Origin of the sequence: Stenotrophomonas sp. MYb57, from assembly GCF_002966815.1 — a bacterium.
GTDB classification, from domain to species: Bacteria; Pseudomonadota; Gammaproteobacteria; order Xanthomonadales; family Xanthomonadaceae; genus Stenotrophomonas; species Stenotrophomonas indicatrix.
Window position 1 is genome coordinate 1,215,037 of record NZ_CP023271.1, and the last position, 24,301, is coordinate 1,239,337.

The window sequence follows — 24,301 nt, forward strand, 5'->3', positions numbered from 1 at the left end:
TCTCAGATCCCGAGCATGCGGCGCAGTGATCCGGGATCGGTGCCGCTGTCGGCAAAGTCGTCGAAGGCGCGTCCGGTCACGCGGATGATGTGGTCGCGGATGAAGGTGGCTCCTTCCCGTGCACCGTCTTCCGGGTGCTTCAGGCAGCACTCCCATTCCAGCACTGCCCAGCCGGGGAAGTCGTACTGGGCGAATTTCGAGAAGATCGCCTTGAAGTCGATCTGGCCATCGCCGAGTGAACGGAACCGCCCCGGACGATCGATCCAGTCCTGGTAGCCGCCGTACACGCCACTGCTGGCACTGGGGTGATATTCCGCGTCCTTGACGTGGAAGATGCCGATGCGATCGTGGTAACGGTCGATGAAGCCGAGGTAGTCCATCTGCTGCAGCAGCAGGTGGCTGGGGTCGTACAGGATTTTCGCGCGGGGATGGTGGTCCACCACGTCGAGGAAGCGCTCGAAGGTCGCGCCGTCATGCAGGTCCTCGCCGGGATGGATCTCGAAGCACAGGTCCACGCCGCAGGCGTCAAAGGCATCCAGGATCGGGCGCCAGCGTCGGCCGAGTTCGGCGAAGGCTTCGTCCACCAGCCCGGGTGGCCGCTGCGGCCAGGGATAGAAGTATGGCCAGGCCAGTGCGCCGGAGAACGTGGCATGCGCGGTCAGCCCCAGGCGCTGGCTGGCCTTGGCGGCCAGCAGCAGCTGCTGCACCGCCCAGGCCTGGCGGGCGGCCGGATCGCCACGCTTGTCCGGCGGCGCGAATCCGTCGAACAGGCTGTCATAGGCCGGATGGACGGCAACCAGCTGCCCCTGCAGGTGGGTGGACAGCTCGGTGATCTGCAGGCCATGTCCGCCCAGCATGCCGCTGACGTCGTCGCAGTACGCCTGGCTGCGCGCCGCCTCGGCCAGATCGAACAGGTGGGGCGCGCTGGTCGGCACTTGTACGCCAGAATAGCCCAGCCCCGCGGCCCATCCGGCCAGCGTGTCCAGCCGATCAAAGGGAGGTGTGTCGCCGATGAACTGCGCCAGGAACAGCGCTGGACCCTTGAGCGTCTTCACGTTGATTCGCCCTCGATGCAATCGATTGCATTATCCTAGCAGGGGCATTCGAAAGACCCGTTGTGCACTGCACAGCGGAAGGAAGAGGTAACGCCATGGCCACCATCTACGACATCGCAAGGCACGTCGGCGTCTCCGCAGGCACGGTGTCGCGAGCGCTTTCCCGGCCGGACAAAGTGCTGCCGGCTACTCGCGCGCGCATCGAGCAGGCCGCTGCTGCGCTGGGCTACGTGCCCAACACGGTGGCCAGGACCCTCAAGACCCAGCGCAGCGGCAAGATCCTGGTCACCGTGCCGGACATCGCCAACCCGTTCTTCGCGCAGATCCTGCAGGGCGCGGAGGATGCGGCGCAGGCCGTTGGCTATGCCGTCCTGCTGGGCGACACCCAGAACCTGCCCGAGCGCGAGGAGCGCTACGCGCAGATGCTCCGGCGCAACGAGGCCGATGGTCTGATCGTGCTGGGGCATCGCCTGCCGCCGACGGCGCGCGAGATTGTCCAGCAACGAGGTACCGCTGCACCGGTGGTCAATGGCTGCGAGTTCGATCCCGCGCTGGGCATCCCCAGCGTCCACATCGACAACGCGGCCGCCGCGCGCGCTGTGATGGAGCACCTGTACGGACTGGGGCACGAGCGGATCGCTGTGGTGGGCGGACCGCCCGACAATCCCCTGCACACGCAACGGCTGGAAGGCGTGCGCGCCGCCGGCAGGGCGCGTGGCCGCCTGCGCAACCTCAGCGTCGTGCCGGGTGACTTTTCCGTGGAGTCCGGCCATGCGGCCGCGATGGCGCTGCTGCCGCCCGCAACCGCACCCACCGCGATCTTCTGCTTCAGCGACCAGATGGCGCTGGGTGCGTTGGCAGCCTGCCGGGATCTTGGCATCCGCGTGCCGGATGACGTCTCCATCGTCGGCTTCGACGACCTGGCGTCATCGCGTTACCTCACGCCTCCGTTGACGACCATCAGGCAACCGATGCGCGAGATCGGTGAGCGCGCGGTCAACCTGCTGCTCGCCATCATCGAACAGGTCGATGTACCGCTTCAGCAGACGCTGGATTTCAGCGTGATGCTGCGGGGTTCGACGGCCCCGCCCAAGGGTCGCTGAGGCAAGGGCAGGGCGGCGGGATGCCGCGCTTTGCCCGGCTCAGGGCTTGCCGCGCCTGGCGTCCACGCTGAAGCGGCCAGGCCCGCCGCAGGCCAGCAGCAGGAAGCCGCCGGCGATGGCCAGATTTTTCAGGAACATGATCTGCTGCACCGGGTCGGCGAGCTGGTGGTGGAAGATGAAGGCCGTGACCAGGCTGAAGGCGGCGAGCACCGCTGCCACTGCCCGGGTCTGGAAACCGAGCAGGATGCACAGGGCCGTGCCGATCTCGAACAGGATGGTCGGCCACAACAGGATGCCGGGAAGACCCATCGCGGCCATGTAGCCCTGTGTTGCCGCCGGGTCGGACAGCTTGCCCAGGCCCGATACCAGGAACAGCAGCATCAGCAACACGCGGGCGGCCAGCTTCGCAAGGGAGTGAAGTGATGTGTCCACGGCAACGTCCTCAGGGTGGGCAGGGCGGGGGATGATCAACAACCATGCAGGGCGGTATGCCCTTGCCCAACCGACCGGGGCGCTGCAGCAGGAGCTCCTGTCCGGCCATCGAATCCCATCACGGGTGAAGTGGATGTTGAGAGCGATGGCGCCGGCAGCTTGGGCGACCTGCGCGGTGCGTCCTTGCCTCAGCGCCGCTCGTACCAACCGCGCGATGCATTGACGATGCGCACCACCGACAGCATCACCGGTACTTCGATCAGCACGCCGACCACGGTCGCCAGCGCCGCGCCGGAATGCACGCCGAACAGGCCCACGGCGGTGGCCACGGCCAGTTCGAAGAAGTTGCTGGCGCCGATCAGCGCCGAGGGACCGGCCACGCAGTGGGCAACACCCAGGCGCCGGTTGAGCAGGTAGGCCAGCCCGGAGTTGAAGTAGACCTGGATCAGGATCGGCACCGCCAGGATGGCGATGACCAGCGGCTGCCGAACGATCTGCTCGCCCTGGAAGCCGAACAGCAGCACCAGCGTCAGCAGCAGGGCCAGCAGCGAGACCGGGCCCAGCGTCCGCAGCGCGGACTGCAGGCCAGCCTGGCCGCGACGGGCCAGCATCCAGCGCCGCAGCAGTGCGGCCACCAGCACCGGCGCGATGATGTACAGCGACACCGACAGCAGCAGCGTGTCCCACGGCACGCTGATCGCCGACAGGCCCAGCAGCAGCGCCACCACCGGTGCATAGGCCACCACCATGATCGCGTCGTTCAACGCCACCTGGCTGAGGGTGAAATTGGCATCGCCGCGGCACAGGTTGCTCCACACGAAGACCATCGCGGTGCAGGGCGCTGCTGCCAGCAGGATCAGCCCGGCGATGTAGCTGTCGATCTGCGCGGCGGGCAGCGCGTCGGCGAACACGTGGCGCAGGAAGAACCAACCCAGCAACGCCATCGAGAAAGGCTTGACTGCCCAGTTGATGAACAGCGTTACGCCGATGCCTTTCCAGTGCTGGCCGAGCTGGCGCATCGCACTGAAATCGACCCGCAGCAGCATCGGGATGATCATCAGCCAGATCAGCACCGCGATGGGCAGGTTGACCTTGGCCACCTCCGCCGACGCCAGCGCAGCGAATGGCTGCGGCAGCGCGTGGCCAAGCAGGGTGCCGGCCACGATGCACAGCGCCACCCACAGGGTCAGGTAACGCTCGAACAATCCCATCGGTGCCGGTGCGCTCACGCCTGGCCGTCCCCGGGCTGCACGAAACCAATGCGATCCAGCGCGTCTTTCAACGGCCCGCGGTCGGACCATGTGTCTGCGGGCAATGCCAGCAGGGCCAGCAACCGTGCCTTGACGATGGCATGGGCCTGCGCGAATGCAGCCGCCTTGTCCTCCGCGCTGCCATCCACGGCGGCCGGATCAGGCAGGCCCCAGTGCGCGCGCACGAAATCGCCGAACACCACCGGGCATGCCTCGGCGGCCGCGGCATCGCACACCGTGATCACCAGGTCCATCGGCGCGCCGTCGGCGAACTCGTCCCACGATTTGCTGCGCAGGCCTGCCGTTGCAATGCCCTCGGCCTGCAATTGCGCAAGTGCGAACGGATTGACCTCGCCGGTGGGCTGGCTGCCGGCGCTGAAGACCTCGAAGCGATGACCGGCCCACGCCCGCAGCGTGGCTTCGGCAAGGACGCTGCGGGCGGAATTGCCCGTGCACAGGAACAGGACGCGTTGGGTGGTCACGAAGCAGATCTCCGGTCAGCAGGCGCAATCAGGGGAGGTGGGGCTGCAGGCCGGATCGGGCGAGCCTGCGCAGCAGTTGTGGGTGAGGTAGTCGATCAGGCCGGTCATCGCGCTGAAGTTGGCGCGGTAGCAGACATTGCGGCCCTGGCTCTCGCTCTCGACCAGCCCGGCCTGCAGCAGCTCCTTCAGGTGGAAGCTGAGCGTGGCCGGCGGTACCTGCAGGGCGGCGGCGATGTCACCGGCCATGCGTCCGGACGGGCCGGCTTCGACCAGCAGCCGGAACGCGGCCAGGCGGGTGGCATGGCCGAGGGCGGTAAGGGCGGCGATTGCATTCTTCGTTTCCATATTTCTAGAATAGTCGAATGAATGAATCCATCGCAAGCGCCACCCTTCCGAATCTGGTCGAAGCCTCGCTTCCCCAGCCCGCCCCGACCCTGCTGGGCGCCGGCCGCGCACACCCGCCGCGGATCCTGCTGCTGTATGGCTCGCTGCGCCCGCAGTCGTTCAGCCGCAAGCTGGCGCTGGAGGCCGAGCGCCTACTGCACCACCTCGGCTGCGAGACCCGGGTGTTCGATCCGCATGGGTTGCCCATGCTCGACAGCGTCGGCGCCGATCACCCTGAAGTGCAGCGCCTGCGCACGTGGTCGCACTGGTCCGAAGGCCAGGTCTGGATCAGCCCGGAGCGCCACGGCACGGTCACCGGCGTGTTCAAGAACCAGATCGACTGGCTGCCGCTGGAAGACGGCAGCGTGCGCCCGACGCAGGGCAGGGCGCTGGCGGTGATGCAGGTCAGTGGCGGTTCGCAGTCGTTCAACACGGTCAACACGCTGCGCGTGCTGGGGCGGTGGATGCGCATGCTGACCATCCCCAACCAGTCTTCAGTGGCCAAGGCATGGCAGGAGTTCGACGAGAACGGGCGGATGAAGCCCTCGGCGTACTACGACCGGGTGGTGGATGTGATGGAGGAACTGGTCAAGTTCACCCTGCTCACGCGGGATCGTGCGGACTACCTGGTCGATCGCTACAGCGAGCGCAAAGGTGATCAGGAGGCCGCCGCATTGGCGCGTGCAGCAGAGGCGGTGGTCGCACGCTGACGGCACGCGACCGCCACAGGGACGCGCATGCGCGGGCGCATCACCTCAATCCACTACCATGGGCCACCCCATCAGGATGTGCCCCGATGTCCCTCGTCATCCCGACCCTGCCCAGGCCTCCCGCCGCACGCATCGCCGCCTGGCTGATGATGCTGCTGGGCATGTGGCTGGCACTGAAGCTTGGCCTGGTGGTGACCCTGCTGTCGGGCCTGCTGGTGTTCCAGCTGACCCATGTGCTGGCCTCCACCGTGGAAGGCAAGCTGCGTCCCGGCCGGGCGCGGGCGATCGCGGTGATCGTGTTGTCGGCGGTGATCATCAGCGTGCTGGTGCTGGCCGGTATCGGCGTGGCCTCGTTCTTCCGCAACGAGACCGGTGGCCCGGACGTGCTGTTGGCGCGGTTGATGGACATCCTCAACACCTCGCGCCACCAGGTGCCGGCCCTGCTGCAGCCCTACATTCCCGAGGATCTGACGGCGCTGCGCGCCGCCGTGAACGAATGGGCCGCCGAGCACCAGCGCCAGCTGGGCGTGGCCGGCACATCGGTGGTGCAGGTGGGCGTGCGGGTGCTGATCGGCATGGTGCTGGGCGCGATGATCGCGCTGTATGACGAACTGCCGCTGCCGAAGATGGGCCCGCTGGCGCAGGAGCTGATCGGCCGCACCAGCCGCCTGGCCACGGCGTTCCGCCAGGTGGTGTTCGCGCAGGTGAAGATCTCGCTGCTCAACACCGTGTTCACCGCCATCTTCCTGCTGGGCGTGCTGCCGTTGTTCGGCGTGCACCTGCCGTTGTCGAAGACGCTGGTGCTGATCACCTTCCTGGCGGGCCTGCTGCCGGTGGTGGGCAACATCATCTCCAACACCATCATCGCCATCGTCGCGCTGTCGGTGTCGTTCTACGTGGCCGTGGCTGCGCTGCTGTACCTGGTGGTGATCCACAAGCTGGAGTACTTCCTCAACGCGCGCATCGTCGGCGGCGAGATCCAGGCGCGCGCCTGGGAGCTGCTGCTGGCCATGCTGGTGATGGAGGCGGCCTTCGGCCTGCCCGGGCTGGTAGCCGCGCCGGTGTTCTACGCCTACGTGAAGCGCGAACTGGTGGACCAGCGCTGGATCTGACCTGCCTTCACCCGGGCAGAGCGCTACACTGATCCGCACGCCAGGGGATACATCGATGGGCCGCAGGGCATCGCCAAACGGACTGCAGACCTGGCTCTGGATCCTCGGTGGCCTGTTCGTGCTGTGCACGCTGCCGCTGATGGCCATCGCGCTGGTGCAGGGCACGCAGCGTTACACCGAAGCCGAGGCCAACCTGGTCAGCCTGCAGCAACTGCGGCAGACCTTCGAACTGGCCAATCTGGTGTCGGCCGAACGTGGACCGGCCAACAGCCTGCTCGGCGCCGACAGCACCGATGTGCAGGAGCAGCGCCGACTGGCCGCGCAGCTGGCGGTCGCACGGCAGCGGGTGGACGCAGCGACGCAGCACCTGCAGAGCGTGTTCCAGAACGACCCGCGGGTGGTGGACGAAACACCGCGCCTGCACGAAGCGCGGCGCCGGTTGCAGACTGCGCGCGCCGCGGTCGACCGGGTGGCCGCGCTGCCAAGAGGCGAGCGCTCGGCAGAGGAGGTGGAGCACGCGATCAACAACATGTTCGCGGTGTACGACCGGCTGCAGGCGCTGACCTCGGTGCAGATCAGCGATCTGGTCGCGGCTGATCGCGAAGCCGCGATTCCTGCCATGCAGGGGCAGATCCTGATCGACCTGCGCGAGCACGGTGGCCGCTTGGCATCCAACGTGATGGCGCCGCTGGCCGTGCCCGGCGCGTGGCGCGAGTCGCAGGTACGCGCCGCGCAGCAGACCGAGGGCCGCCTGTTGGAGCTGTGGCGATTGGCGGCCAGCCACGAATCGGTGTTCCGCAGCGAGCCGGCGCTGTCCCTGCACTGGGACATGGCGCGCCGGCAGTTCTTCGGCCAGTCGCTGCCGATGGTGGAACAGCTGATCGACGATGGCCGGCGCGGCGTACCGCCACCCTGGACGGCGGCCGAGTTCACCGCGCGCTACGTGCCCACCCTGCAATCGCTGGAAGCGCTGCGTGATGGCTACCTCGGCGTTTCGATCGCGCGCTTCCAGCACACCCGCAACAAGGAAGCGGTACGCCTGGCCGTGCTGGGTGCCACCGTGCTGGGTACGCTGCTGCTGCTTGCGCTGGCACTGCGCATCGCCCACGTGCAGATCCTGCGGCCGTTGCTGCAGGCGCAGGCGCAGGTGATCCAGATCGCCTCGGACACGCCGGGTGCAGAGCAGCATGCCACCCACCCGATGGCGGAAATGCAGCGCCTGTTCGATGCCATCGAGGTACTGCGGGCGAAGTCGCACCAGCGCTCGGCATTGACCCGTGAGCTGCGCGAGCTGGCCGATACCGATCAGCTGACCGGCCTGTTGAACCGGCGCTCGCTGGAGGAACGGGTACGGCAGCGGCGTGCCGAGGGAAGCACGCAGGCGGTGGTGATTCTGCTGGACGTGGACCATTTCAAGGCGATCAACGATGGCCAGGGGCATGCGGCCGGCGATGACGTGCTGGTGCAGGTGGCGCAGTTGCTGCGCAGCCATCTGCGCCGCAACGACAGCATCGCCCGTTATGGCGGCGAGGAATTCCTGGTGCTGCTGGCCGATGGTGATCTGGCCAGTGGCCGGCGGTTGGCCGAGTCGCTGCGGGTGGCATTGCGTGCGCACGACATCGTGCTGGGCAGCCGTGACATCCTGCGGGTCACGGCCAGCTTCGGTGTTGCCCAGGGCGCGCTTGATCCGATTGGCTGGCACGCGCTGGTGCGCGCCGCCGACGCCGCCATGTACGAGGCCAAGGCGCTGGGCCGCGACCGGGTGCAGGTGTCCCCTGCTGGACGTGCGGCACGCTGAGGGCAGCCTCGTTCATCGCCAGCGCACGCGCTGCTGCCTAGACTGGCCACTCGCCCGTCCCAGGAGTACGCCATGACCCTGCGTTCCGTTGTGACTGCCACGCTGCTGGCGGGCCTGTTCGCTGGCTGCGCCAGCAGCACACCACGGCCCGATCCGGGCGCCGATGCGCCACGTCATCCGTCGATCGCCGCTGATGCCAGCCCGGTGCCTGCCTTCACCGGCGGGGGCGCCGGCTGGTCCATCGAGATCGCCTCCACCGGCAAGGGCAACCACGATGCCACGCTCACCGTTGCTGGCCGCAGCAGCGGTGGAACGCTGCGCTACCTCGGCCAGCCGGCCGGTGCGCCCAGTTCGTTGACGGTACTCAACGGTGAGCTGGGCAAGCAGCCCACCATCGTCGAGATCAAGCGCGAGCCCTGCCGCAACGCCGAAGGCGTGGATACGTCGGCCAGCGTGCAGGTGACTGTCGAGGGCCAACCACAACGCCGCGGCTGCGGCTTCCTGGCCGTGTACTGACTGGCACACGCATGATCCACATCCCTGTGCTGGAGACACCGCGCCTGCGCCTGCGCGCGCAATGCCTGGATGACTTCCCGGTGTATGCCGCGTTCCTGGCCTCGCCCCGTGCGCGCGGCATGGGCGGGCCGTTCGCTGAGGTCGCCGCGTGGGGGCAGTTCTGCCACGACCTGGCCAGCTGGCATCTGTTCGGCCACGGCGCGTTGATGATCGAGCGCCGCGACACGGGCGAGTGCATCGGCCAGGTCGGCATCAACCATGGCCCGCTGTTTCCGGAACAGGAACTGGGCTGGTTGCTGTATGCCGGGCAGGAAGGGCAGGGTTTCGCCAGCGAGGCGGCGGCGGCGCTGCGTGATTGGGCGTTCGTGGTGCGCGGATTGCCGACGCTGGTGAGCTACATGGCAGCAGACAACCACGCCTCGCAGGCAGTGGCGGTCCGCCTCGGCGGCGTGTTGGACGCGCAGGCGGTGCGCAGCGATCCGGATGACCTGGTGTTCCGCTATCCGCGCTGATGCGTGACGGTCACCGCGGCGCGGGCGCGCTGCACGCGGGAATGCCAACTGCGGCCACTGCGTGAAGAAGGCGCCAGCAGCCATCCACGCATCGGTCACCGCGTCGGGCAGACGCTGGACACCCATCTGTTGAAGGAACTGCCCATGACCACGCTCACCCTTCCCGAACTGGCCAAGAAAATGGCCGGCATCGATTTCACCATGCTGCAGACCCATGCCGGTGGCCAGATTGCTGGCCGCCCGATGAGCAACAACGGCGATGTGGACTACGACGGCGACAGCTGGTTCTTCACCATGGAAAACACCGACATGGTGCGCGAGATCAGCGCCGACCCGAACGTGGCGCTGGGCCTGACCGGCAGCAAGTCGCTGCTGGGCAAGCCACCGCTGTTCGTGCACGTGCAGGGCAGGGCAGCGCTGATCCGCGATCGCGCCACGATGGCCCAGCATTGGGTGAAGGACCTGGAGCGGTGGTTCGAGCAGGGCGTGGATACGCCGGGTCTGGTGCTGATCCACGTACACGCCAGCCGCATCCATTACTGGGATGGCGAGGACGAAGGCGAGATCGTGGTCTGATCGCGGGGGCCGCACAGGGCCCCTGCACATTGCTGCCGCAGCTCAGGAATGTACAGGCGTGCCGGACCACGCGGCCAGTTCCGGTGCCAGCGCATGTTCAACGGCGCGGCGCAGCAGTGCCGGGGCCACGTAATGGCGATGGGCGCTGTCGATCATGGCCATGTAGAAGCGGCCAAACGCATTGAGCGTCTGCACGCGCGAGCCCAGGCTGATCTGGACCTGGCCGTCCTCGCAGAACTGCACGCGCACGCTGCTGCGGAAGCGGAGATGGCGGTCGTCTGCGCCGAGCAGCACTTCGGCACACCGGTCTTCCGCATCTACTCGGGCATCCAGCACCGGGAAACGTCCGCCGAACACGCGGCTGCGATCGGTGGACAGCAGCGACGACACCGGGCAGCCCAGCGGCGAGGTGCGCAGACGCAGTGGTGCAACCAGACGATTGCGCAGGGCCATCAAGCGGCCGACGCCCGCCGGCGGGTTGCGCAGGAACCCGTCCAGTACGTCGGCCAGCAGGGCGGAGGCCGATCGATGGCGGGTCTGCCCGCCGTGCAGGGTCAGTGTGGTCGTGTCGTTGTAGTGACCGTGCGGCAGGGCGCTGGCGAGCATTCCCGCTGGAGGCGACGACGCGCTGCTGCAGACCGGGTACGCCGGCGTCGCCCGCTCCACGAATCCGCGCAGTGGCTCCAGGCTGAAGCGACGCAGCGGCCCCAGCAATGTGCGCGTCCGCGCACAGAGGTGTGCGCGCAGGCTGGGCGCCGCCGCCTGCAGTGACAGTTGCAGCAACGGCGTGGCGGCGAGTGTGGTTGCGCTGGGCCAGTGCGCTGCTGGCAGCACCTCGGTCAGGCTGGGAATGTCCGCGGCGTTTGCCTGTGCCAGTGCGCGCGCCTGCGCGCTCATTGCTCCGGCCAGTTCATTGCTGTGGCACGAGAGCGCGAACAGGGCAGGGTGGGCCGGACTGTTCGAGGCGAACTGGTGCCAGGTGCCACCACCAAAGCGCACGGTGAACAGGCAATCGGGCGGGATGCGGACACGACGCAGCGACCGCAGGAAGTGCGAGGGATCGTCCGCCAGCTGCTGATCGGATGCGCTGGCAAACCGCAGCTCGGCACCGGCACTGCCGGCGATGGCGGTGAACATGCGCGGCCCGGCATGGCGGTGGAAGGGATGGCCGCCGGCACCCACCACGAAGCTGTACAGCGATGACGGATCGCCGAGCTGCAGGTGCATGCCACCCAGCCGTGCCGAGGGCTCGTCCAGCGCATCGATGAAGGCCGGGTGGTGACGTTGGCGCTGGCTGGCATCGCTTACCAGCGCATCGCCGGCACCAATGCCAAGCTGCGCGATCAGGGTGACTTCCACCGGGCCACCACCGTCGTGTGCCGGAAGCTGGATACTCGGGAACGAACGGCTGGTGCGGGTCGAACCGGGCATCGCAGTGCTCCTCAGCGGGCGGGTGTCTTGCGGCGTGCGCGCGCTTCGCGCTTCAGCGGGCCGCCGACCGGACAGACTTCGGCAGCCCAGGAAAACAGCGTGTTGGCCAGGCGGTCGGGCACCTGCCGGAAGTACACGAACTGGCCGCGCTTCTCGCGTTCGATCAGGCCAGCGTCTTCCAGGATGCGCAGGTGGCTGGAGAGTGCCGGCTTGCTGAAATCGAAGCGCTCGGCCAGCTCGCCGGCGCTGAGTTCGCCGGCGCTGAGGTAGGCCAGGATCTGCCGGCGTGCGGTGGAGGCCAGGGCTTCGAAGATGCGGTCCATGGTTGCAGTTAACTAATTCGTTAACTGATGTTCTCCCTGGCGGCAGGTGATGTCAAGCGCAGGCGTGCCCGTTGCGTACTGCCTCCCGGCTTTGTCATCCTCCCCGCTGTTTTCCGTTCCGTGGAGTTCCGATGCGCCCTGCGCCCTGGCTGATCGCTGGCCTGCTGCTGCCGATCGTGGTGATGGCCCAGCCTGCGCGTGCGCCGAAGGCACCGGCGCAGGATCCCTTCAGCGAACTGTTCGACACTGCCTGCATGCAGCACATCGGCGCGCCGGCGCGGCTGCAGTCGCTGATGGATGCCAATGGCCTGACGCCGCTGCGGCCGGCCGAGGCCGCTACGCTGCTGCAGGGCCAGCCGGGCATGGCATGGATGGTGCCGTTGGCCAGTGGCCGCTACGCGGTCAGCTGGGCCGACGATGGCACCTGCACCGTGTATGCCGAGAAGGCCGACCCGGCGGTGGTGCAGAAGGGCTTCGCGCGGCTGATGCAGGCCGCACCGAAGCCGCTGCAGATCCGCTCGCTGCCCTCGCGCGGTCCATTGTCCGGCGACCAAGTGGCGATCCAGTACGGTTGGGCAACGCCGGGCGAAAGCAAGCTGCGCGTGCGCTTCCGGCTGGTCACCCGGCAGGCCGCCGAGGCGGGGGTGCAGGCGATGGCCTCGGCCTCGCCGGGCGAGGCTATGCGCGAACAGGCCGCGCCGCCTGCACCGGCACCCGCCCGGTAGCGCTGCCGGAGTACACGCGATTCAGCCAACAGCCCGGGGATGTGATATATCGTTTATCGATAAATCCACCCCGGGGCGGCAGGGCCGCTCCACATCGGAGGCTGCTTGACCGCTCGTCCCGCCCGCGCCCTTCCTGCGCGCGGCTTGTTCACCCTGGCCCAGACCGCCGTGCAGGCGGTGCGCGCGATGTGCTGGCTGGGCATCCTGGCCGCGCTGCTGGCGGTGCCGCTGGTGGCCTACGACCGCAGCTGGCTGCTGGACAGCGTGCACGACGCGCAGGCCGCGGCCGTGCACGGTTCGCATCTGTTCCTGCATTTCTGCGCGGGCCTGGCCGCCATCGTCGCGCTGCTGGTGCTGTGCCTGGTGTTCCTGCGCCACCTGGCGCGGCTGCTGCGTTCTGCGGCCAACGAACGCCCCTTCACCCATGCCAATGCCGTACGCCTGCAACGCATGGCCTGGCTGATGCTGGCGATGGAGGTGCTGTCCATCGTGATCGGTCTGTATGCCAGCTGGATGGGGCCGGACTTTGCGTGGATGGAAGTTGGCGGTGGCATGTCGATCACCGGCCTGGTGGCCGTGCTGATGCTGTTCGTGCTGGCGCGGGTGTTCACCGTTGGCGCAGCGATGCGCGACGATCTGGACGGTGTGATTTGATGGGCATGATCTGATGGCGATCGTCATCACCCTCGACCGCATGCTGCAGCAGCGCGGCATGACCTTGTCCGAGCTGGCCGGGCGCATCGACATCACCCTGGCCAACCTGTCGATCCTGAAGACCGGCAAGGCACGCGCAATCCGCTTTTCCACCCTCGATGCGATCTGCCGCGAACTGCAATGCAGCCCTGGCGACCTGCTCGGGCATGACCCTGCGCAGGCGCAGGATGCGGATTGAGCCTGGCTGCGCCGCACGCCTGCACCGCACCACTTTTCCCTTACTGACGAAACGGACCTGAAATGGAATGGTTGGCTGACCCCTCGATATGGATGGGCCTTGCAACCCTGGTCGTGCTGGAGATCGTTCTCGGCATCGACAACCTGGTGTTCATCGCGATCCTGGCCGACAAGCTGCCGCCGCACCAGCGCGACCGCGCGCGTGTGATCGGCCTGGCATTGGCGCTGCTGATGCGGCTGGTGCTGCTGGCTGCGTTGGCCTGGATCATGAAACTGACCGAACCACTGGTCACCTTGTTCGAGCACAGCTTCTCCGGCCGCGATCTGATCCTGCTCGGCGGCGGCCTGTTCCTGCTGTTCAAGGGCACCATGGAGCTGCACGAGCGGCTTGAAGGCCGCGAGCATCACGAGGACGGCAAGAAGGTCTATGCCAGCTTTGCGATGGTGGTGGCGCAGATCGTGGTGCTTGATGCGGTGTTCTCGCTGGATTCGGTGATCACCGCGGTCGGCATGGTCGACAACCTCGGCGTGATGTATGCGGCGGTGACCATCGCGATGGCGCTGATGCTGCTGGCCAGCAAGCCGCTGACCCGCTTCGTCAACAAGCACCCGACCGTGGTGGTGCTGTGCCTGGGCTTCCTGCTGATGATCGGTTTCAGCCTGGTGGCCGAGGGCCTGGGCTACAAGATTCCGAAGGGGTACCTGTACGCGGCCATCGCGTTCTCGATCCTGGTGGAAGCGTTCAACCAGTGGATACGTTTCAACCGCGAGCGCAACGAGCAGCGCCAGCCGTTCCGCCAGCGTACTGCCGATGCCGTGCTGCGGCTGCTGGGTGCGCGCCAGGCCAATGGCCACGATGAAGACGAAGCCGATGAGCGCGGCAGCACCGAAGAACGCCTGCAGCCCGCCGAGCACGAGATGATCCGCAGTGTGCTGGGCCTGGCCGACCGTCCGGTATCGAGCGTGATGACGGTGCGTGCCGACGTGCAGTGGATCGACATGGCGCGTGGTCACGACGATGTGGTCGCACGCCTGGTGGCGTCGCCGCATACACGGATGCTGGTGGGCGAGGGCGATCTGGACAGCCTGCGAGGCGTGGTGCAGAGCCGCGACCTGCTCGCCGACCTGCTGCAGGGCAAGCCACTGCAACTGGAAGGCAACCTGCGCGAGCCGCAGTACGTGCTGTCCAGCGCCAGTGCGTTGCAGGCCCTGGAGCTGATCCGCCAGCACCCGGTGCCGTTGGCGGTGGCGGTGGACGAGTACGGCAGCGTGGAAGGCCTGGTAACGGCCAACGACCTGCTGGCGGCGATCGCCGGTGATCTGGCCGATACCCAGGACGAGCGCTATGGCGTGGTTGCACAGGGCGAGGACTGCTGGGACGCCGACGGCGCGCTGACCCTGGACGACCTGCAGCGGCTGGCCGGCGTGTCGCTGCCGCGCAGCGCGGACTACATGACCATTTCCGGGCTGGTGCTGGAGCAACTGGGGCGCCTGCCCGACATCGGCGACACGCTGGAGGTGGCCGGTATCCGCATCACCGTGCTGGCGATGGAGAAGCGGCGCATCACGCGGTTGCGGGTGGAACGCCTGCCAGAAGCGTGACGATGTCGGGGCTGGGCCCATGCCCGGCTCTATCCATTGCCGTCTTCTGCCGTCACCATGGCGGGCCTGTTCGCCGTTCTGGATTGTCGTAGTGCTGAGTACGATTGGTTTTCTGATGGGCCTGTATGTGGCCTGGCGCCTGTTCTGGCCGCTGCGCCTGCCTGTCTGGTCGAAGGTGGTGCTGTCGGTGCTGCTGGTGGGCATTGCCGTGCAGCTGCGCATCGTCGCCAGCTTCTGGGGCACGATGGCCTCCCCGGAAATTCCGAAGATGGCCATTGCCACGCTGGCCACCGGTTCCACCGCCGTGCTGCTGCTGGCCCTGGCGTTGCTGGTGCTGGACGCCGGCCTGTTGGCCGCGCGCCTGCTGCGCGCACCGCGCGCCCTTTCCGTACTGCGCAGCAAGGCGCTGCGCCCGTCTGCCGCGGTGCTGACGCTGCTGCTCAGTGCCTTCGGTGTCAGCCAGGGCATGGCCGTACCCAAGCCACGGCAGATCGAGGTGGCCATCAGCGGCCTGCCGCAGGCCTTCGATGGCTACCGTGTGCTGCAGCTCACCGACATCCATGCCAGTCGCCTGCTGACCGGCGATTGGGTGCGCCAGGTCGTGGCTGCAAGCAACGCACTGCAACCGGATCTGGTGGTGATCACCGGCGACCTGATCGACGGCAGCGTGCAGGCGCGCCGCAACGATTACACCCCACTGGCGGACCTGCGTGCGCCGGACGGGGTGATCGCCATTACCGGCAATCACGAGTACTACGCGCAGTACAGCGAATGGATGCAGGCCTTCCGTGCACTGCACATGCAGGTGCTGGAAAACAGCCACACCCAGGTGCGCCGTGGCGGGGCAGCACTGACCATCGCCGGCGTCACCGACCCGGTCGCCGCACGCTATGGCCTGCCGCTGCCCGACCTGGAGGCCGCCCTGACCGGTGCCGACCCCAGCGCACCGGTGATCCTGCTCGACCATCGGCCACGCAATGCACGCGAGGCCGCTGCACGCGGGGTGAAGCTGCAGCTGTCCGGGCACACCCATGGCGGACAGATCATCGGCATGGACCAGCTGGTGAAGCGCGCCAACGGCGGCTTCGTCTCCGGTCGCTACGCGGTGGATGGCATGACGCTGTACGTGAGCAACGGTGCCGGCCTGTGGGCCGGGTTCCCGGCCCGCATCGGCGTACCGTCGGAGATTACGATGATCACCCTGCGCCGGGCGCCGTGATGCGGTGGGGTGTGGGATGGGGGATCGTGCAACGGCTCAGAGGATGAAGCCTCCATCGATGGTCAGGCTGCTGCCTGTCATGTAGCCCGCTTCCGGCCCCGCTACCCAACTGGCCAATGACGCGATCTCGGCAGGCTGGGCAATGCGGCCCAGGGGTACCCGCGCAGCAAGCTTTTCATCCAGCCCGGCGGTGATGTCGGTCGCAGTCGGGCCGGGTTGCAGGTTGTTGATGGTGATGCCGCTGGGGGCCAGCTCCAGCGCCAGCTCGCGCACCAGAGCGGCCACCGCCGCCTTGCTCATCGCATACAGGCTGCTGCCGGGCGAACCACTGCGCACGGCAGTGTTGCTGCCGATGGTGATGATGCGGCCACCGCCGGACAGATGCGGCAGGGCCGCCTGGATGGCCAGCACCACGCCACGTATGTTCACCGCCAGCAGCTGGTCCAGCGTAGGCAGATCCACGCTGTCGATCGGTGTATGCCGGTACAGGCCGGCATTGACCACCAGCACATCCAACCCACCGAAGGCCTGCGCAGCGGCGGCCACGGCCCGGCGCAACGCATCGGCATCGCTGCTGTCAGCCTGGAAGGCGAGCGCGCGGCCACCGTGCGCGCGGATGGCATCAAGCGATGCCTGCGCCCCATCGGGGCGCGAGACGTGGGTGATGGCGACGTCATGGCCATCAACGGCCAAGCGTTGCGCAATGGCCGCACCGATGCCGCGTGAGCCGCCGATGACCAGTGCACGGCGGCGAGAGGAAGAGACTGTCATGTTCAAACTCCGGTTGGGGATGATCAGGCCGCTGGCAGGGAAGGACGGGCGTGGGCGCTGCGGCGCAGCGACTGAGCACGTTTGGCGATCCAGCGGACCACGAAGGCGGTGAACAGCAGTGCCGAAGGCACCGCATACCAGAAGTTCGTGGGTACACGTTTGAAGTACGAATAGGTGAACACCGCCGCGATGACCCACATGCCGGTGACGTGCAGTCGCCGCCAGGCGGTTGGACCCATGCGCCGGGCGATGCTCCGGTGCGAGGTGATGGCCAGCGCCAGGATGGCCACGTAACCCATCGTTCCGGGAAGATTGGCAAGGGCGGAGCGCGCTGGCCAGAACGCCGGATTGAGGATGCCGAACGCGGTGATGGCGAAGGCATGCAGCAGATGCGAGAACGCAAACGACAGGCCGATGATGCGGCGTTCGCGCATCAGGAAGCGGGTGGTCGGCCCGGGCAGCAGGGTGGCAAATGACGATGCCGTAAACGCGGCCAGGAACAGCAGGAACGACGTGCGGGCAGTGACCCGGATCGCTGCGCGGCTGCCCTCGGCCAGATCCGGTTGCAGAGCGAAGGCTGCCAGCGCAAAGGCGATCAGGACTGCGGCGATGGCCATGAACAGGCGCCAGCCATGCAGCAAGGAAGTGTTGGAAACAGCCATGGTCAGACCTCGAATCAGATAGGGGTAGTGCCGGCCGCTGGCCGGCAATCTCAGAACCCGGTCAGCGTGACCAGCACGCCGGCCGCGCACAGTTCGCCCAGCAAGGGCGCGGCCACTACGCGCAGTGCATCGGTGGCCACGCCATGCGCCTCAGCCAGCGCCTGCCGGGCGTCGTCCACGCGCGCACCCTCGTTGCCAAATGACGACAACAGCGCATATGCAAGCGGTGCCAGTTCCTCGACCTGCAGGCGGTCGTCCGCCAGGCGACGCAGCAGCAGAAGTGTCGGCTCGCTGGCGGGCGCATCGTCCAGTCCGGCGTCCTCATGCACCGGCCACTGGTAGCCCAGTACCCGCACCAGCGGCGACAGCGCCAGCACGTCGCTGCCCGCAGGCATGGAGTGCAACGAATGCCCGGCGTCACGCGCTTCGATGTGCAGTGCCTGCTGCGTGCTCTCGTAGTGCGCCAGTTCCGCCGCCCAGCCGGGCAGCGCGAACGTGTCCTGCGCCGCCAGCCAGGCAGCGAACTCGCTGGCGATCTGCGGGAACAGCGGGGTGTGGCAGTCGTGGTACGCGTAGTAGTGCTCGACCAGGCCACGCCAGCGCGCTTCGCCCAGTTGTTGATGCAGGCGCGGCAGGCTGCCGGCCAGCAGGTTGTCCAGGCGGTCGATGCACAGGCGGCGGTAGATCGCCAGCCGCCATGCCGCGATGCCATCGGGTGCGGGCATCGAGGGATCGCGCACATGGTCGGCCCAGCGCCGCTGCAACGTGGCCAGGGACTCAGCCATGGGCCACCTCCGGCAACTCGGCGTCGGCCTGGGCCCTGCGGATCTGTTGCACTTCAGCCAGCAGTTCGGCCAGCGGCGGGAAATTGAAGTCGCGCTCCAGCAGGGTGGGGCGCACGCCGACGTGCGCATAGGCCTGGCGTAGCAGGGCCCAGACCACACCCTTCACCGGCGCGCCGTGGGTGTCGATCTTGAAGCCGTCGTCCTCGTCGAAGTGGCCAGCCACATGCAGGGAGGCCACGCGGTGGGCCGGCACGCGGCGCAGGAAATCGAAGGCGTCGTAGCCATTGTTGCAGGCGTTGACGAAGACATTGTTGACGTCCAGCAGCAGGTCGCAGTCGGCTTCGGCAAGCACGGCAGTGATGAACTCGATCTCGCTCATGTCGGCAGCGGGCACTGCGTAGTAGGAGATGTTCTCCACCGCGATACGACGCCCCAGGCTGTCCTGCACCTGGGCGATGCGACCGGCAACGTGGCGTACCGCCTCGGCGGTGAACGGCAGCGGCAGCAGGTCATAGAGGTGGCCCCCGGCGGCGCAGTAACTCAGGTGTTCGCTGTACAGCTGTACCTGGTGCAGGTCGAGAAAAGCGCGGGTCTGTTGCAGCAGCGTGCGGTCCAGTGGGTCCGGGCCACCCAGCGACAGCGAAAGACCGTGGCAGGTCAGGCGGTGGCGCTCGCTCAGCTGGCGCAGCGCGGCACCGTGTGCACCGCCGACGCCGATCCAGTTGTCCGGCGAGCATTCGAGGAAGTCGATGGCATCGGCCGGCATCGCCAGCAGTTCATCGATCAGGCCTCGGCGCAGGCCGAGGCCCGCACTGGCGGTAGGCAAAGGCAGGGACATGGTGGGTACTCCGGGATGAGGTGCCGCCACGAGGGCGGCACCGGGTGCGGGCAATCAGTCGGCAACGCGCGAGAACAGGCCCTTCGGCATCGGCTTGCCATTGGCGGTATAGACGCTGCGCAGGTAGTCGTGCGCTTCCTGCTCGCTGATGTAACCGTCGTGGTCGGTGTCGATGCGGTCGAATTCGGCGGCACGTTTGGCGGCCACGGCATTGAACTCGGCACGCGACACCTTTCCGTCGTGGTCACGGTCGGTCCGGGCAAACGAGGCGTCGCCGCACTTGCCTTCGCCGCACTGGCCCTCGGCTACCGTGGCCTTTCCGGCGGGCTTGCTGGTGGTGGCCTTGTTGGCGCCGCACTTGCCTTCACCGCACTTGCCTTCGGCGGCGGCGCTCATGGCCACGGCACTGATCGCCAGCGGCTGGATCGCGGCAGCCTGGCCGGCCAGCAGCAGGCCGCCGGCCAGGGCGATGCCGATGGCGCCGATGCGCGGCAGACGGGAAGCAGAGGTGTTATTGGTCGAGACGGACATGGTGATGACTCCTTGGGATGTGCACGCAGGGCGTGCGGGATGGACGCCGCTGGAAGGCGACGGAATGCGATGCGAGGAAGGGTGGGAGAGGGCGGAAGCGGATCAGGCGCTGCGGCGACGGCGCAGTACATGGGCCAGCAACAACGCGGCGCCGAGCAGGGCACCGCCGAAGCCGACGCCGGGCAGTAGTGCGGCGACCGGCAGCAGCAGCGCGATCAGGCTGCTGCCCCAGCCGAGGCCGTCATCGTCTGCGGCGGCGTGTTGCGGGCTGGCAAGCAGACGGTCCAGGCTGAGTGATCCAGCACCGTTGAGGATCAGCGGCAGCAGCATGGCCAGGAACAGCAGCGGCAGCTTGAAGTTGCCGTAGCCCTGGTCGGTGATCGCATAGCCTCGCCAGAGTTCATCCAGGCCGTTCCACTGGTCCGGCCAGTGCACGGCGGCGATGGCCACGATGGTGAGCACCCAGAAGATGTACGCCACCGAGCGCGTGGCCAGGCCCAGCAGCAGCATCACCGCGCCCACCAGCTCCAGCCAGGTGGCCAGCTGCCAGTTGAGCGAGGCGGGCAGGGTGGAGAAGGGGAACGGGAACCGGCCTTCCAGATCGGCGAACCAGTTCTGGCCGCCCAGCTTCTCGCGGCCGGATTCAAAGAATTCCCAGGCGAGCAGGGCGCGCAGGGCCAGCGGCGAAAGCCAGCGGCCCACGGCATCCAGGCGTGGGGTGTAGAGGGAGGAGGCGGTGCTGATCATGGGTGTGTCCTGCGGGCCGGTGGTCGATGGAGGCCATTTCGGGCCACGCAGGTATCGGCAACGTGTGCCGATGCCCGGGGTTTTGTCAGCGACTGTGGCTGCGGCAGGGGTTTCGTACAGTTGGATACAAAGACGCCGCATCGGGGGCGCATCGGCGCGTTGCGCGCCCGCGTGCGGGGAACGATATCCACCCGATGGCGCCGGGGCATGCCCAGCGGCCGAATGTATCCCACTGTAGGAACCCGCCGCCGCCCTACAGTCCGGTACAACTCGGCATCACAGCGAAACAGCAGCGATACACCGGCACGCGGAAATGGCCACTCCCAACACCGGAGTGCCACCCATGATCCGCACCACCCTGCTTGCCGCTGCCCTGGCCCTGGCCGGCGCCGCCACCCCCGCCTTCGCCGTGCAGGCCGATGCCGGCGCGCCGCCCACCATCATCCTGGTGCATGGCGCCTTCGCCGATGGCTCCAGCTGGAACAAGGTCATCGGCACCCTGCATGCCTGGAAGCTGCCGGCGGTGGCGGTACAGAATCCGCTCACCTCGCTGGCCGATGACGTTGCCGCTACCCGTCGCGCGATCGCTGCCGCGCCCGGCAAGGTGGTGCTGGTCGGCCACAGCTGGGGCGGCACGGTCATCACCGAAGCGGGCGACGATCCCAAGGTGCAGGCGCTGGTCTACGTGGCCGCGTTCGCACCGGATGTCGGCCAGTCCTCCGCGCAGCAGGGCGAAGGCTTCCCGGTCGGCCCCGGGCTGACCCGCCTGCAGGAGAAAGACGGTTACCTGACCCTGCCGGCCGATGCCATCGCCCAGGATTTCGCACCCGACGTGATGAAGAAGGCCGCCGCCCTGCTGTACAGCACGCAGGTGCCGTTGAAGGCCAGTGCGCTGGGTGAGGCCGTGACCACGGCGGCATGGCGCAGCAAGCCGAGCTGGTACGTGGTCAGCCGCGATGACCGCATGCTCTCGCCGCAGCTGCAGGTCGCCACCGCGCAGCGCATTGGCGCGCAGCTGCAGTCGATCGGCAGCAGCCATGTCTCGCTGCTCTCGCACCCCGCGCAGGTGGCCGACAGCATCCTGGAAGCTGCCGGTGTGAAGCCGGCCGAGCTGCCGCTGGCCGAGCAGGGGGGCTGAGCAATGGCCACGCTTCGTGCCTATACCGTGCCGCTGCTGCTGTCCCTGCTCGGCGCTGTTGCGCTGCTGCTTGCGTGGCCAAGCCCCGAAGCCGGTGCACAGACTGCCGAGGCCGCACCCGCTGCGGGATTCAGCGGCGGTGGGCCATGGCACAACAGCCCGCCGCTGACCCTGCAGCAGCTGCGCGGGCAGGTGGTGCTGGTCGAATTCTGGACCTACACCTGCAGCAACTGCCTCAACGTGGCGCCGTACGTTCACCAGTGGCATCGCCGATACGCGGAACAGGGCCTGCACGTGATCGGCGTGCACACCCCCGAATTCGCGTATGAAGGGCTGCCGGGAAACGTGCGCCGTGCGATCCACCGGCTGGATATCACCTGGCCGGTGGTGCAGGACAACCAGTACCGGATCTGGAACGCGTGGGGTAACCGTTTCTGGCCCGCGCTGTACCTGATCGACCGGCAGGGGCGGGTGGTCTACCGGCACTACGGTGAAGGCGACTATGCGCGTACCGAAAGCGAGATCCAGCGCCTGCTGGCCAGCCCCTGAGCCGCGCTACCATGGCCGCGTCGCGCGGCTTCGCCCCTGCCTCGATAGAGAATACGATGAACCACGTACCGCACATCCTTGTCGTCGACGATGACAGCGACATCCGCCAGATGCTGGCCGACTACCTGCAGCGCAACGGCCTGCGCGTCAGCCAGGCCGATGGTGGCCGCGCGATGCGCGCGCTGATGGACACCCATGCGGTGGACCTGGTGGTGCTGGATGTGATGATGCCCGGCGAGGATGGCCTGAGCCTGTGCCGCAACCTGCGGGCCGGCAAGCACCGCGCCGTGCCGGTGGTGCTGCTGACCGCCCGCGATGATGAGACCGACCGCATCATCGGCCTGGAAATGGGCGCCGATGATTACGTGACCAAACCGTTCTCCTCGCGCGAACTGCTGGCACGCATCAACGCGGTGATCCGCCGCACGCAGATGCTGCCGCCGAACCTGCAGGTGAGCGAAGCCGGCCGCCAGCTGGCCTTCGGCGAATGGCGCCTGGATACCACCGCCCGCCACCTGCTGGACGCGCAGGACACCGCCTATCCGCTCAGCGGCGCCGAGTTCCGGCTGCTGCGCGTGTTCCTTGACCACGCCAACCGTGTGCTCAGCCGCGACCAGCTGCTCAGCCTCACCCAGGGCCGCGATGCGGAGCTGTTCGACCGCTCGATCGACCTGCTGGTCAGCCGCGTGCGCCAGCGCCTGGGCGACGATGCGCGTGAGCCGACCTACATCAAGACCGTACGCAGCGAAGGCTATGTGTTCAGCGTGCCGGTGCAGTTGCTGGGGCCGGAGGAATGAACGCCGCGGCGCGCCGCCTGCCGTGGCCGCGCACGCTGTCGGCGCGGCTGCTGCTGTTGCTGCTGGGTGGGCTGACTCTGGCCCATGCGCTGTCGTTCGGCCTGCTGTTCTACGAGCGCTACCAGTCCACCCGCAGCATGATGCTGCGCAACCTCGACGAGGACGTAGCCGTGAGCGTGGCCTTGCTGGAGCGCTTGCCCGCCAGCGAGCGCGAAGCGTGGGTGCCGCGTCTGGAACGGCGAACCTACCGCTATCTGTTGCGCCCGGCCGCGGCCGGCCCTGCGCCGGAGACTGATCGTGCGCGACAGGTCACCAGCATCATCGATGACAGTCTGCGGCATCGATATCCGCTGCAGGCGCGGCAGGTCTCGCGTATGCCCGAGCGCTTCGAAGTGGAGCTGCGCCTGCACGACGGCACGCCGCTGACCATCGAGGTCACACCGTCCGGCCTGCCACTGGCACGCTGGTTACCGCTGGTGCTGATGGCGCAGCTGGCACTGCTGCTGCTGTGCGCATGGTTGGCGGTACGGCTGGCGATGCGGCCGTTGGCACAGCTGTCGCACGCGATGGAGCACCTGCAGCCCGGCCAGGACGGGCCGGCGCTGCCTGAAGACGGTCCAGCGGAGGTAGGCACCGCAGCAACGGCACTCAACGCACTGCAGGCCCGCATCCGGGGTCATGTCAGTGAACGCCTGCAGATCCTGGCGGCGATCTCGCACGATCTGCAGACGCCGATCACGCGGATGAAGCTGCGGGTGGAAACGCTGCCTGAAGACGCCACCCAGCAACGGCTGCTGGCCGACCTGGACCATCTGGGACAGCTGGTACGCGAAGGCGTGGCGTACGCGCGCAGCAGCCATGTGGCCAGTGGTGAGCCGGTGGCAATGGATCTGGCGGCATTCCTGTCCAGCGTGGTCGGCGATTACCAGGACGTGGGCAAGCCAGTCAGTGGTGGCGCCCCGAGCGGCCTGATCGTGCAGACGTGGCCGCAACCACTGCGGCGGGTGGTCGGCAATCTGGTCGACAACGCTTTGCGCTATGCCGGGAGCGCGGAGATTGATGCCGGTCGCGATGAGGTGGGCAGGGCGTGGATTCGGATTTCCGATCGTGGCCCCGGTATTCCCGAAGACCAGCTGCAGGCGGTGTTGGCGCCCTTCCATCGGCTGGAAAGCTCACGCAACCGGGATACCGGCGGTACCGGGCTCGGTCTGGCCATCGCCGTGCAGCTGGCGCAATCGCTCGGTGGTTCTCTACGGCTGCACAATCGCGAGGGCGGCGGTTTGCAGGCGCTGTTGCAGTTGCCGGCCTGAAGTCTGGCGGGGCAAGCCATCCACGCATGGCGTGGATCTACTGCATCGTCAC

The 24,301-nt window shown here is 67.6% G+C and carries 29 protein-coding genes; 16 read left to right on the forward strand and 13 right to left on the reverse strand.

What is annotated here, in order from left to right; all coding sequences use genetic code 11:
* Positions 1 to 2: 2 nt before the first annotated feature.
* The gene (locus CLM74_RS05585; RefSeq protein ID WP_105163605.1) at positions 3 to 1,055 is read right to left on the reverse strand and encodes a sugar phosphate isomerase/epimerase family protein; all 1,053 of its coding nucleotides are present in this window, start codon (positions 1,053 to 1,055) and stop codon (positions 3 to 5) included.
* A gap of 95 nt (positions 1,056 to 1,150) precedes the next feature.
* Between CLM74_RS05585 and CLM74_RS05590 the strand changes: the two genes are divergently transcribed.
* On the forward strand, positions 1,151 to 2,158 hold the full coding sequence (locus CLM74_RS05590) for a LacI family DNA-binding transcriptional regulator (protein ID WP_105163606.1): 1,008 nt from the start codon (positions 1,151 to 1,153) through the stop codon (positions 2,156 to 2,158).
* Between the two features lie 39 nt (positions 2,159 to 2,197).
* On the opposite strand, the gene CLM74_RS05595 is transcribed toward CLM74_RS05590, so the two are convergent.
* The 4 genes from CLM74_RS05595 to CLM74_RS05610 all read right to left on the reverse strand — a co-directional run bounded on the left by CLM74_RS05595 (position 2,198) and on the right by CLM74_RS05610 (position 4,667).
* Complete coding sequence (locus CLM74_RS05595; protein ID WP_105163607.1) at positions 2,198 to 2,590, reverse strand: DoxX family protein; 393 nt, start codon at positions 2,588 to 2,590, stop codon at positions 2,198 to 2,200.
* A 188-nt stretch (positions 2,591 to 2,778) separates the two neighbouring features.
* A complete protein-coding gene (gene arsB, locus CLM74_RS05600; RefSeq protein WP_032951566.1) occupies positions 2,779 to 3,801 on the reverse strand; it encodes an ACR3 family arsenite efflux transporter in 1,023 nt (340 codons plus the stop codon).
* Positions 3,802 to 3,815: 14 nt separating this feature from the next.
* Positions 3,816 to 4,322, reverse strand: a complete 507-nt coding sequence (locus CLM74_RS05605) for an arsenate reductase ArsC (protein WP_105163608.1) — start codon at positions 4,320 to 4,322, stop codon at positions 3,816 to 3,818.
* A 15-nt stretch (positions 4,323 to 4,337) separates the two neighbouring features.
* Positions 4,338 to 4,667 carry a metalloregulator ArsR/SmtB family transcription factor gene (locus CLM74_RS05610; protein WP_105163609.1) on the reverse strand — a complete coding sequence of 110 codons (330 nt, stop codon included), beginning with the start codon at positions 4,665 to 4,667 and terminating at the stop codon, positions 4,338 to 4,340.
* A 17-nt stretch (positions 4,668 to 4,684) separates the two neighbouring features.
* On the opposite strand from CLM74_RS05610, the gene arsH reads away from it, so the two are divergent.
* The 6 genes from arsH to CLM74_RS05640 all read left to right on the forward strand — a co-directional run bounded on the left by arsH (position 4,685) and on the right by CLM74_RS05640 (position 9,930).
* A complete protein-coding gene (arsH, locus tag CLM74_RS05615; protein WP_105163610.1) occupies positions 4,685 to 5,416 on the forward strand; it encodes an arsenical resistance protein ArsH in 732 nt (243 codons plus the stop codon).
* A gap of 146 nt (positions 5,417 to 5,562) precedes the next feature.
* On the forward strand, positions 5,563 to 6,528 hold the full coding sequence (locus tag CLM74_RS05620; RefSeq protein ID WP_229655702.1) for an AI-2E family transporter: 966 nt from the start codon (positions 5,563 to 5,565) through the stop codon (positions 6,526 to 6,528).
* A gap of 55 nt (positions 6,529 to 6,583) precedes the next feature.
* Positions 6,584 to 8,326: a GGDEF domain-containing protein gene (locus tag CLM74_RS05625; protein WP_105163611.1), complete on the forward strand. Its 1,743-nt coding sequence runs from the start codon at positions 6,584 to 6,586 to the stop codon at positions 8,324 to 8,326.
* Between the two features lie 72 nt (positions 8,327 to 8,398).
* Positions 8,399 to 8,842: a hypothetical protein gene (locus CLM74_RS05630; RefSeq protein WP_088101552.1), complete on the forward strand. Its 444-nt coding sequence runs from the start codon at positions 8,399 to 8,401 to the stop codon at positions 8,840 to 8,842.
* Between the two features lie 11 nt (positions 8,843 to 8,853).
* Positions 8,854 to 9,354, forward strand: a complete 501-nt coding sequence (locus CLM74_RS05635; protein ID WP_032975904.1) for a GNAT family N-acetyltransferase — start codon at positions 8,854 to 8,856, stop codon at positions 9,352 to 9,354.
* A gap of 144 nt (positions 9,355 to 9,498) precedes the next feature.
* Complete coding sequence (locus CLM74_RS05640) at positions 9,499 to 9,930, forward strand: pyridoxamine 5'-phosphate oxidase family protein (RefSeq protein WP_025873924.1); 432 nt, start codon at positions 9,499 to 9,501, stop codon at positions 9,928 to 9,930.
* A 42-nt stretch (positions 9,931 to 9,972) separates the two neighbouring features.
* On the opposite strand, the gene CLM74_RS05645 is transcribed toward CLM74_RS05640, so the two are convergent.
* A complete protein-coding gene (locus CLM74_RS05645) occupies positions 9,973 to 11,361 on the reverse strand; it encodes a DUF2867 domain-containing protein (RefSeq protein ID WP_105163612.1) in 1,389 nt (462 codons plus the stop codon).
* An 11-nt stretch (positions 11,362 to 11,372) separates the two neighbouring features.
* On the reverse strand, positions 11,373 to 11,684 hold the full coding sequence (locus tag CLM74_RS05650) for a metalloregulator ArsR/SmtB family transcription factor (RefSeq protein ID WP_025873922.1): 312 nt from the start codon (positions 11,682 to 11,684) through the stop codon (positions 11,373 to 11,375).
* Positions 11,685 to 11,815: 131 nt separating this feature from the next.
* Between CLM74_RS05650 and CLM74_RS05655 the strand changes: the two genes are divergently transcribed.
* The 5 genes from CLM74_RS05655 (at position 11,816) to CLM74_RS05675 (ending at position 16,121) form a co-directional block, all read left to right on the forward strand.
* Positions 11,816 to 12,409, forward strand: a complete 594-nt coding sequence (locus tag CLM74_RS05655) for a hypothetical protein (protein WP_105163613.1) — start codon at positions 11,816 to 11,818, stop codon at positions 12,407 to 12,409.
* 186 nt (positions 12,410 to 12,595) lie between these two features.
* Positions 12,596 to 13,063, forward strand: coding sequence for a DUF2975 domain-containing protein (locus CLM74_RS05660; protein WP_105164941.1), 468 nt, complete (start codon positions 12,596 to 12,598; stop codon positions 13,061 to 13,063).
* A gap of 13 nt (positions 13,064 to 13,076) precedes the next feature.
* Positions 13,077 to 13,301: a helix-turn-helix transcriptional regulator gene (locus tag CLM74_RS05665; RefSeq protein WP_025873919.1), complete on the forward strand. Its 225-nt coding sequence runs from the start codon at positions 13,077 to 13,079 to the stop codon at positions 13,299 to 13,301.
* A 62-nt stretch (positions 13,302 to 13,363) separates the two neighbouring features.
* The gene (locus CLM74_RS05670; protein WP_105163614.1) at positions 13,364 to 14,902 is read left to right on the forward strand and encodes a TerC family protein; all 1,539 of its coding nucleotides are present in this window, start codon (positions 13,364 to 13,366) and stop codon (positions 14,900 to 14,902) included.
* 82 nt (positions 14,903 to 14,984) lie between these two features.
* Positions 14,985 to 16,121: a metallophosphoesterase gene (locus CLM74_RS05675; protein ID WP_088101601.1), complete on the forward strand. Its 1,137-nt coding sequence runs from the start codon at positions 14,985 to 14,987 to the stop codon at positions 16,119 to 16,121.
* 36 nt (positions 16,122 to 16,157) lie between these two features.
* On the opposite strand, the gene CLM74_RS05680 is transcribed toward CLM74_RS05675, so the two are convergent.
* The 6 genes from CLM74_RS05680 to CLM74_RS05705 all read right to left on the reverse strand — a co-directional run bounded on the left by CLM74_RS05680 (position 16,158) and on the right by CLM74_RS05705 (position 20,455).
* Complete coding sequence (locus CLM74_RS05680; protein ID WP_025873916.1) at positions 16,158 to 16,892, reverse strand: SDR family oxidoreductase; 735 nt, start codon at positions 16,890 to 16,892, stop codon at positions 16,158 to 16,160.
* Positions 16,893 to 16,915: 23 nt separating this feature from the next.
* A complete protein-coding gene (locus CLM74_RS05685) occupies positions 16,916 to 17,554 on the reverse strand; it encodes a ferric reductase-like transmembrane domain-containing protein (protein WP_025873915.1) in 639 nt (212 codons plus the stop codon).
* 50 nt (positions 17,555 to 17,604) lie between these two features.
* On the reverse strand, positions 17,605 to 18,339 hold the full coding sequence (locus tag CLM74_RS05690; RefSeq protein ID WP_105163615.1) for a putative DNA-binding domain-containing protein: 735 nt from the start codon (positions 18,337 to 18,339) through the stop codon (positions 17,605 to 17,607).
* Complete coding sequence (locus tag CLM74_RS05695) at positions 18,332 to 19,177, reverse strand: DUF692 domain-containing protein (protein ID WP_033830593.1); 846 nt, start codon at positions 19,175 to 19,177, stop codon at positions 18,332 to 18,334. The genes CLM74_RS05690 and CLM74_RS05695 overlap by 8 nt, the downstream gene beginning before the upstream one ends.
* Positions 19,178 to 19,231: 54 nt before the next feature.
* Positions 19,232 to 19,708, reverse strand: coding sequence for an EF-hand domain-containing protein (locus CLM74_RS05700; RefSeq protein WP_105163616.1), 477 nt, complete (start codon positions 19,706 to 19,708; stop codon positions 19,232 to 19,234).
* Positions 19,709 to 19,810: 102 nt separating this feature from the next.
* Positions 19,811 to 20,455, reverse strand: coding sequence for a DoxX family protein (locus CLM74_RS05705; protein WP_025873911.1), 645 nt, complete (start codon positions 20,453 to 20,455; stop codon positions 19,811 to 19,813).
* 343 nt (positions 20,456 to 20,798) lie between these two features.
* Here CLM74_RS05705 and CLM74_RS05710 point away from each other — a divergent pair, with 343 nt between their 5' ends.
* From CLM74_RS05710 to CLM74_RS05725, 4 genes are read left to right on the forward strand one after another with little or no spacing between them, the layout of a single operon-like run.
* Positions 20,799 to 21,593 (forward strand): alpha/beta hydrolase, encoded by a 795-nt coding sequence (locus CLM74_RS05710; RefSeq protein ID WP_032975918.1) that lies wholly within the window; start codon positions 20,799 to 20,801, stop codon positions 21,591 to 21,593.
* Positions 21,594 to 21,596: 3 nt separating this feature from the next.
* Positions 21,597 to 22,142 carry a redoxin family protein gene (locus CLM74_RS05715; RefSeq protein WP_025873909.1) on the forward strand — a complete coding sequence of 182 codons (546 nt, stop codon included), beginning with the start codon at positions 21,597 to 21,599 and terminating at the stop codon, positions 22,140 to 22,142.
* Positions 22,143 to 22,198: 56 nt separating this feature from the next.
* Complete coding sequence (locus CLM74_RS05720) at positions 22,199 to 22,939, forward strand: response regulator (RefSeq protein WP_025873908.1); 741 nt, start codon at positions 22,199 to 22,201, stop codon at positions 22,937 to 22,939.
* Positions 22,936 to 24,249, forward strand: coding sequence for a HAMP domain-containing sensor histidine kinase (locus CLM74_RS05725; protein WP_105163617.1), 1,314 nt, complete (start codon positions 22,936 to 22,938; stop codon positions 24,247 to 24,249). Before CLM74_RS05720 ends, CLM74_RS05725 begins: the two co-directional genes overlap by 4 nt.
* Positions 24,250 to 24,301 lie beyond the last annotated feature (52 nt).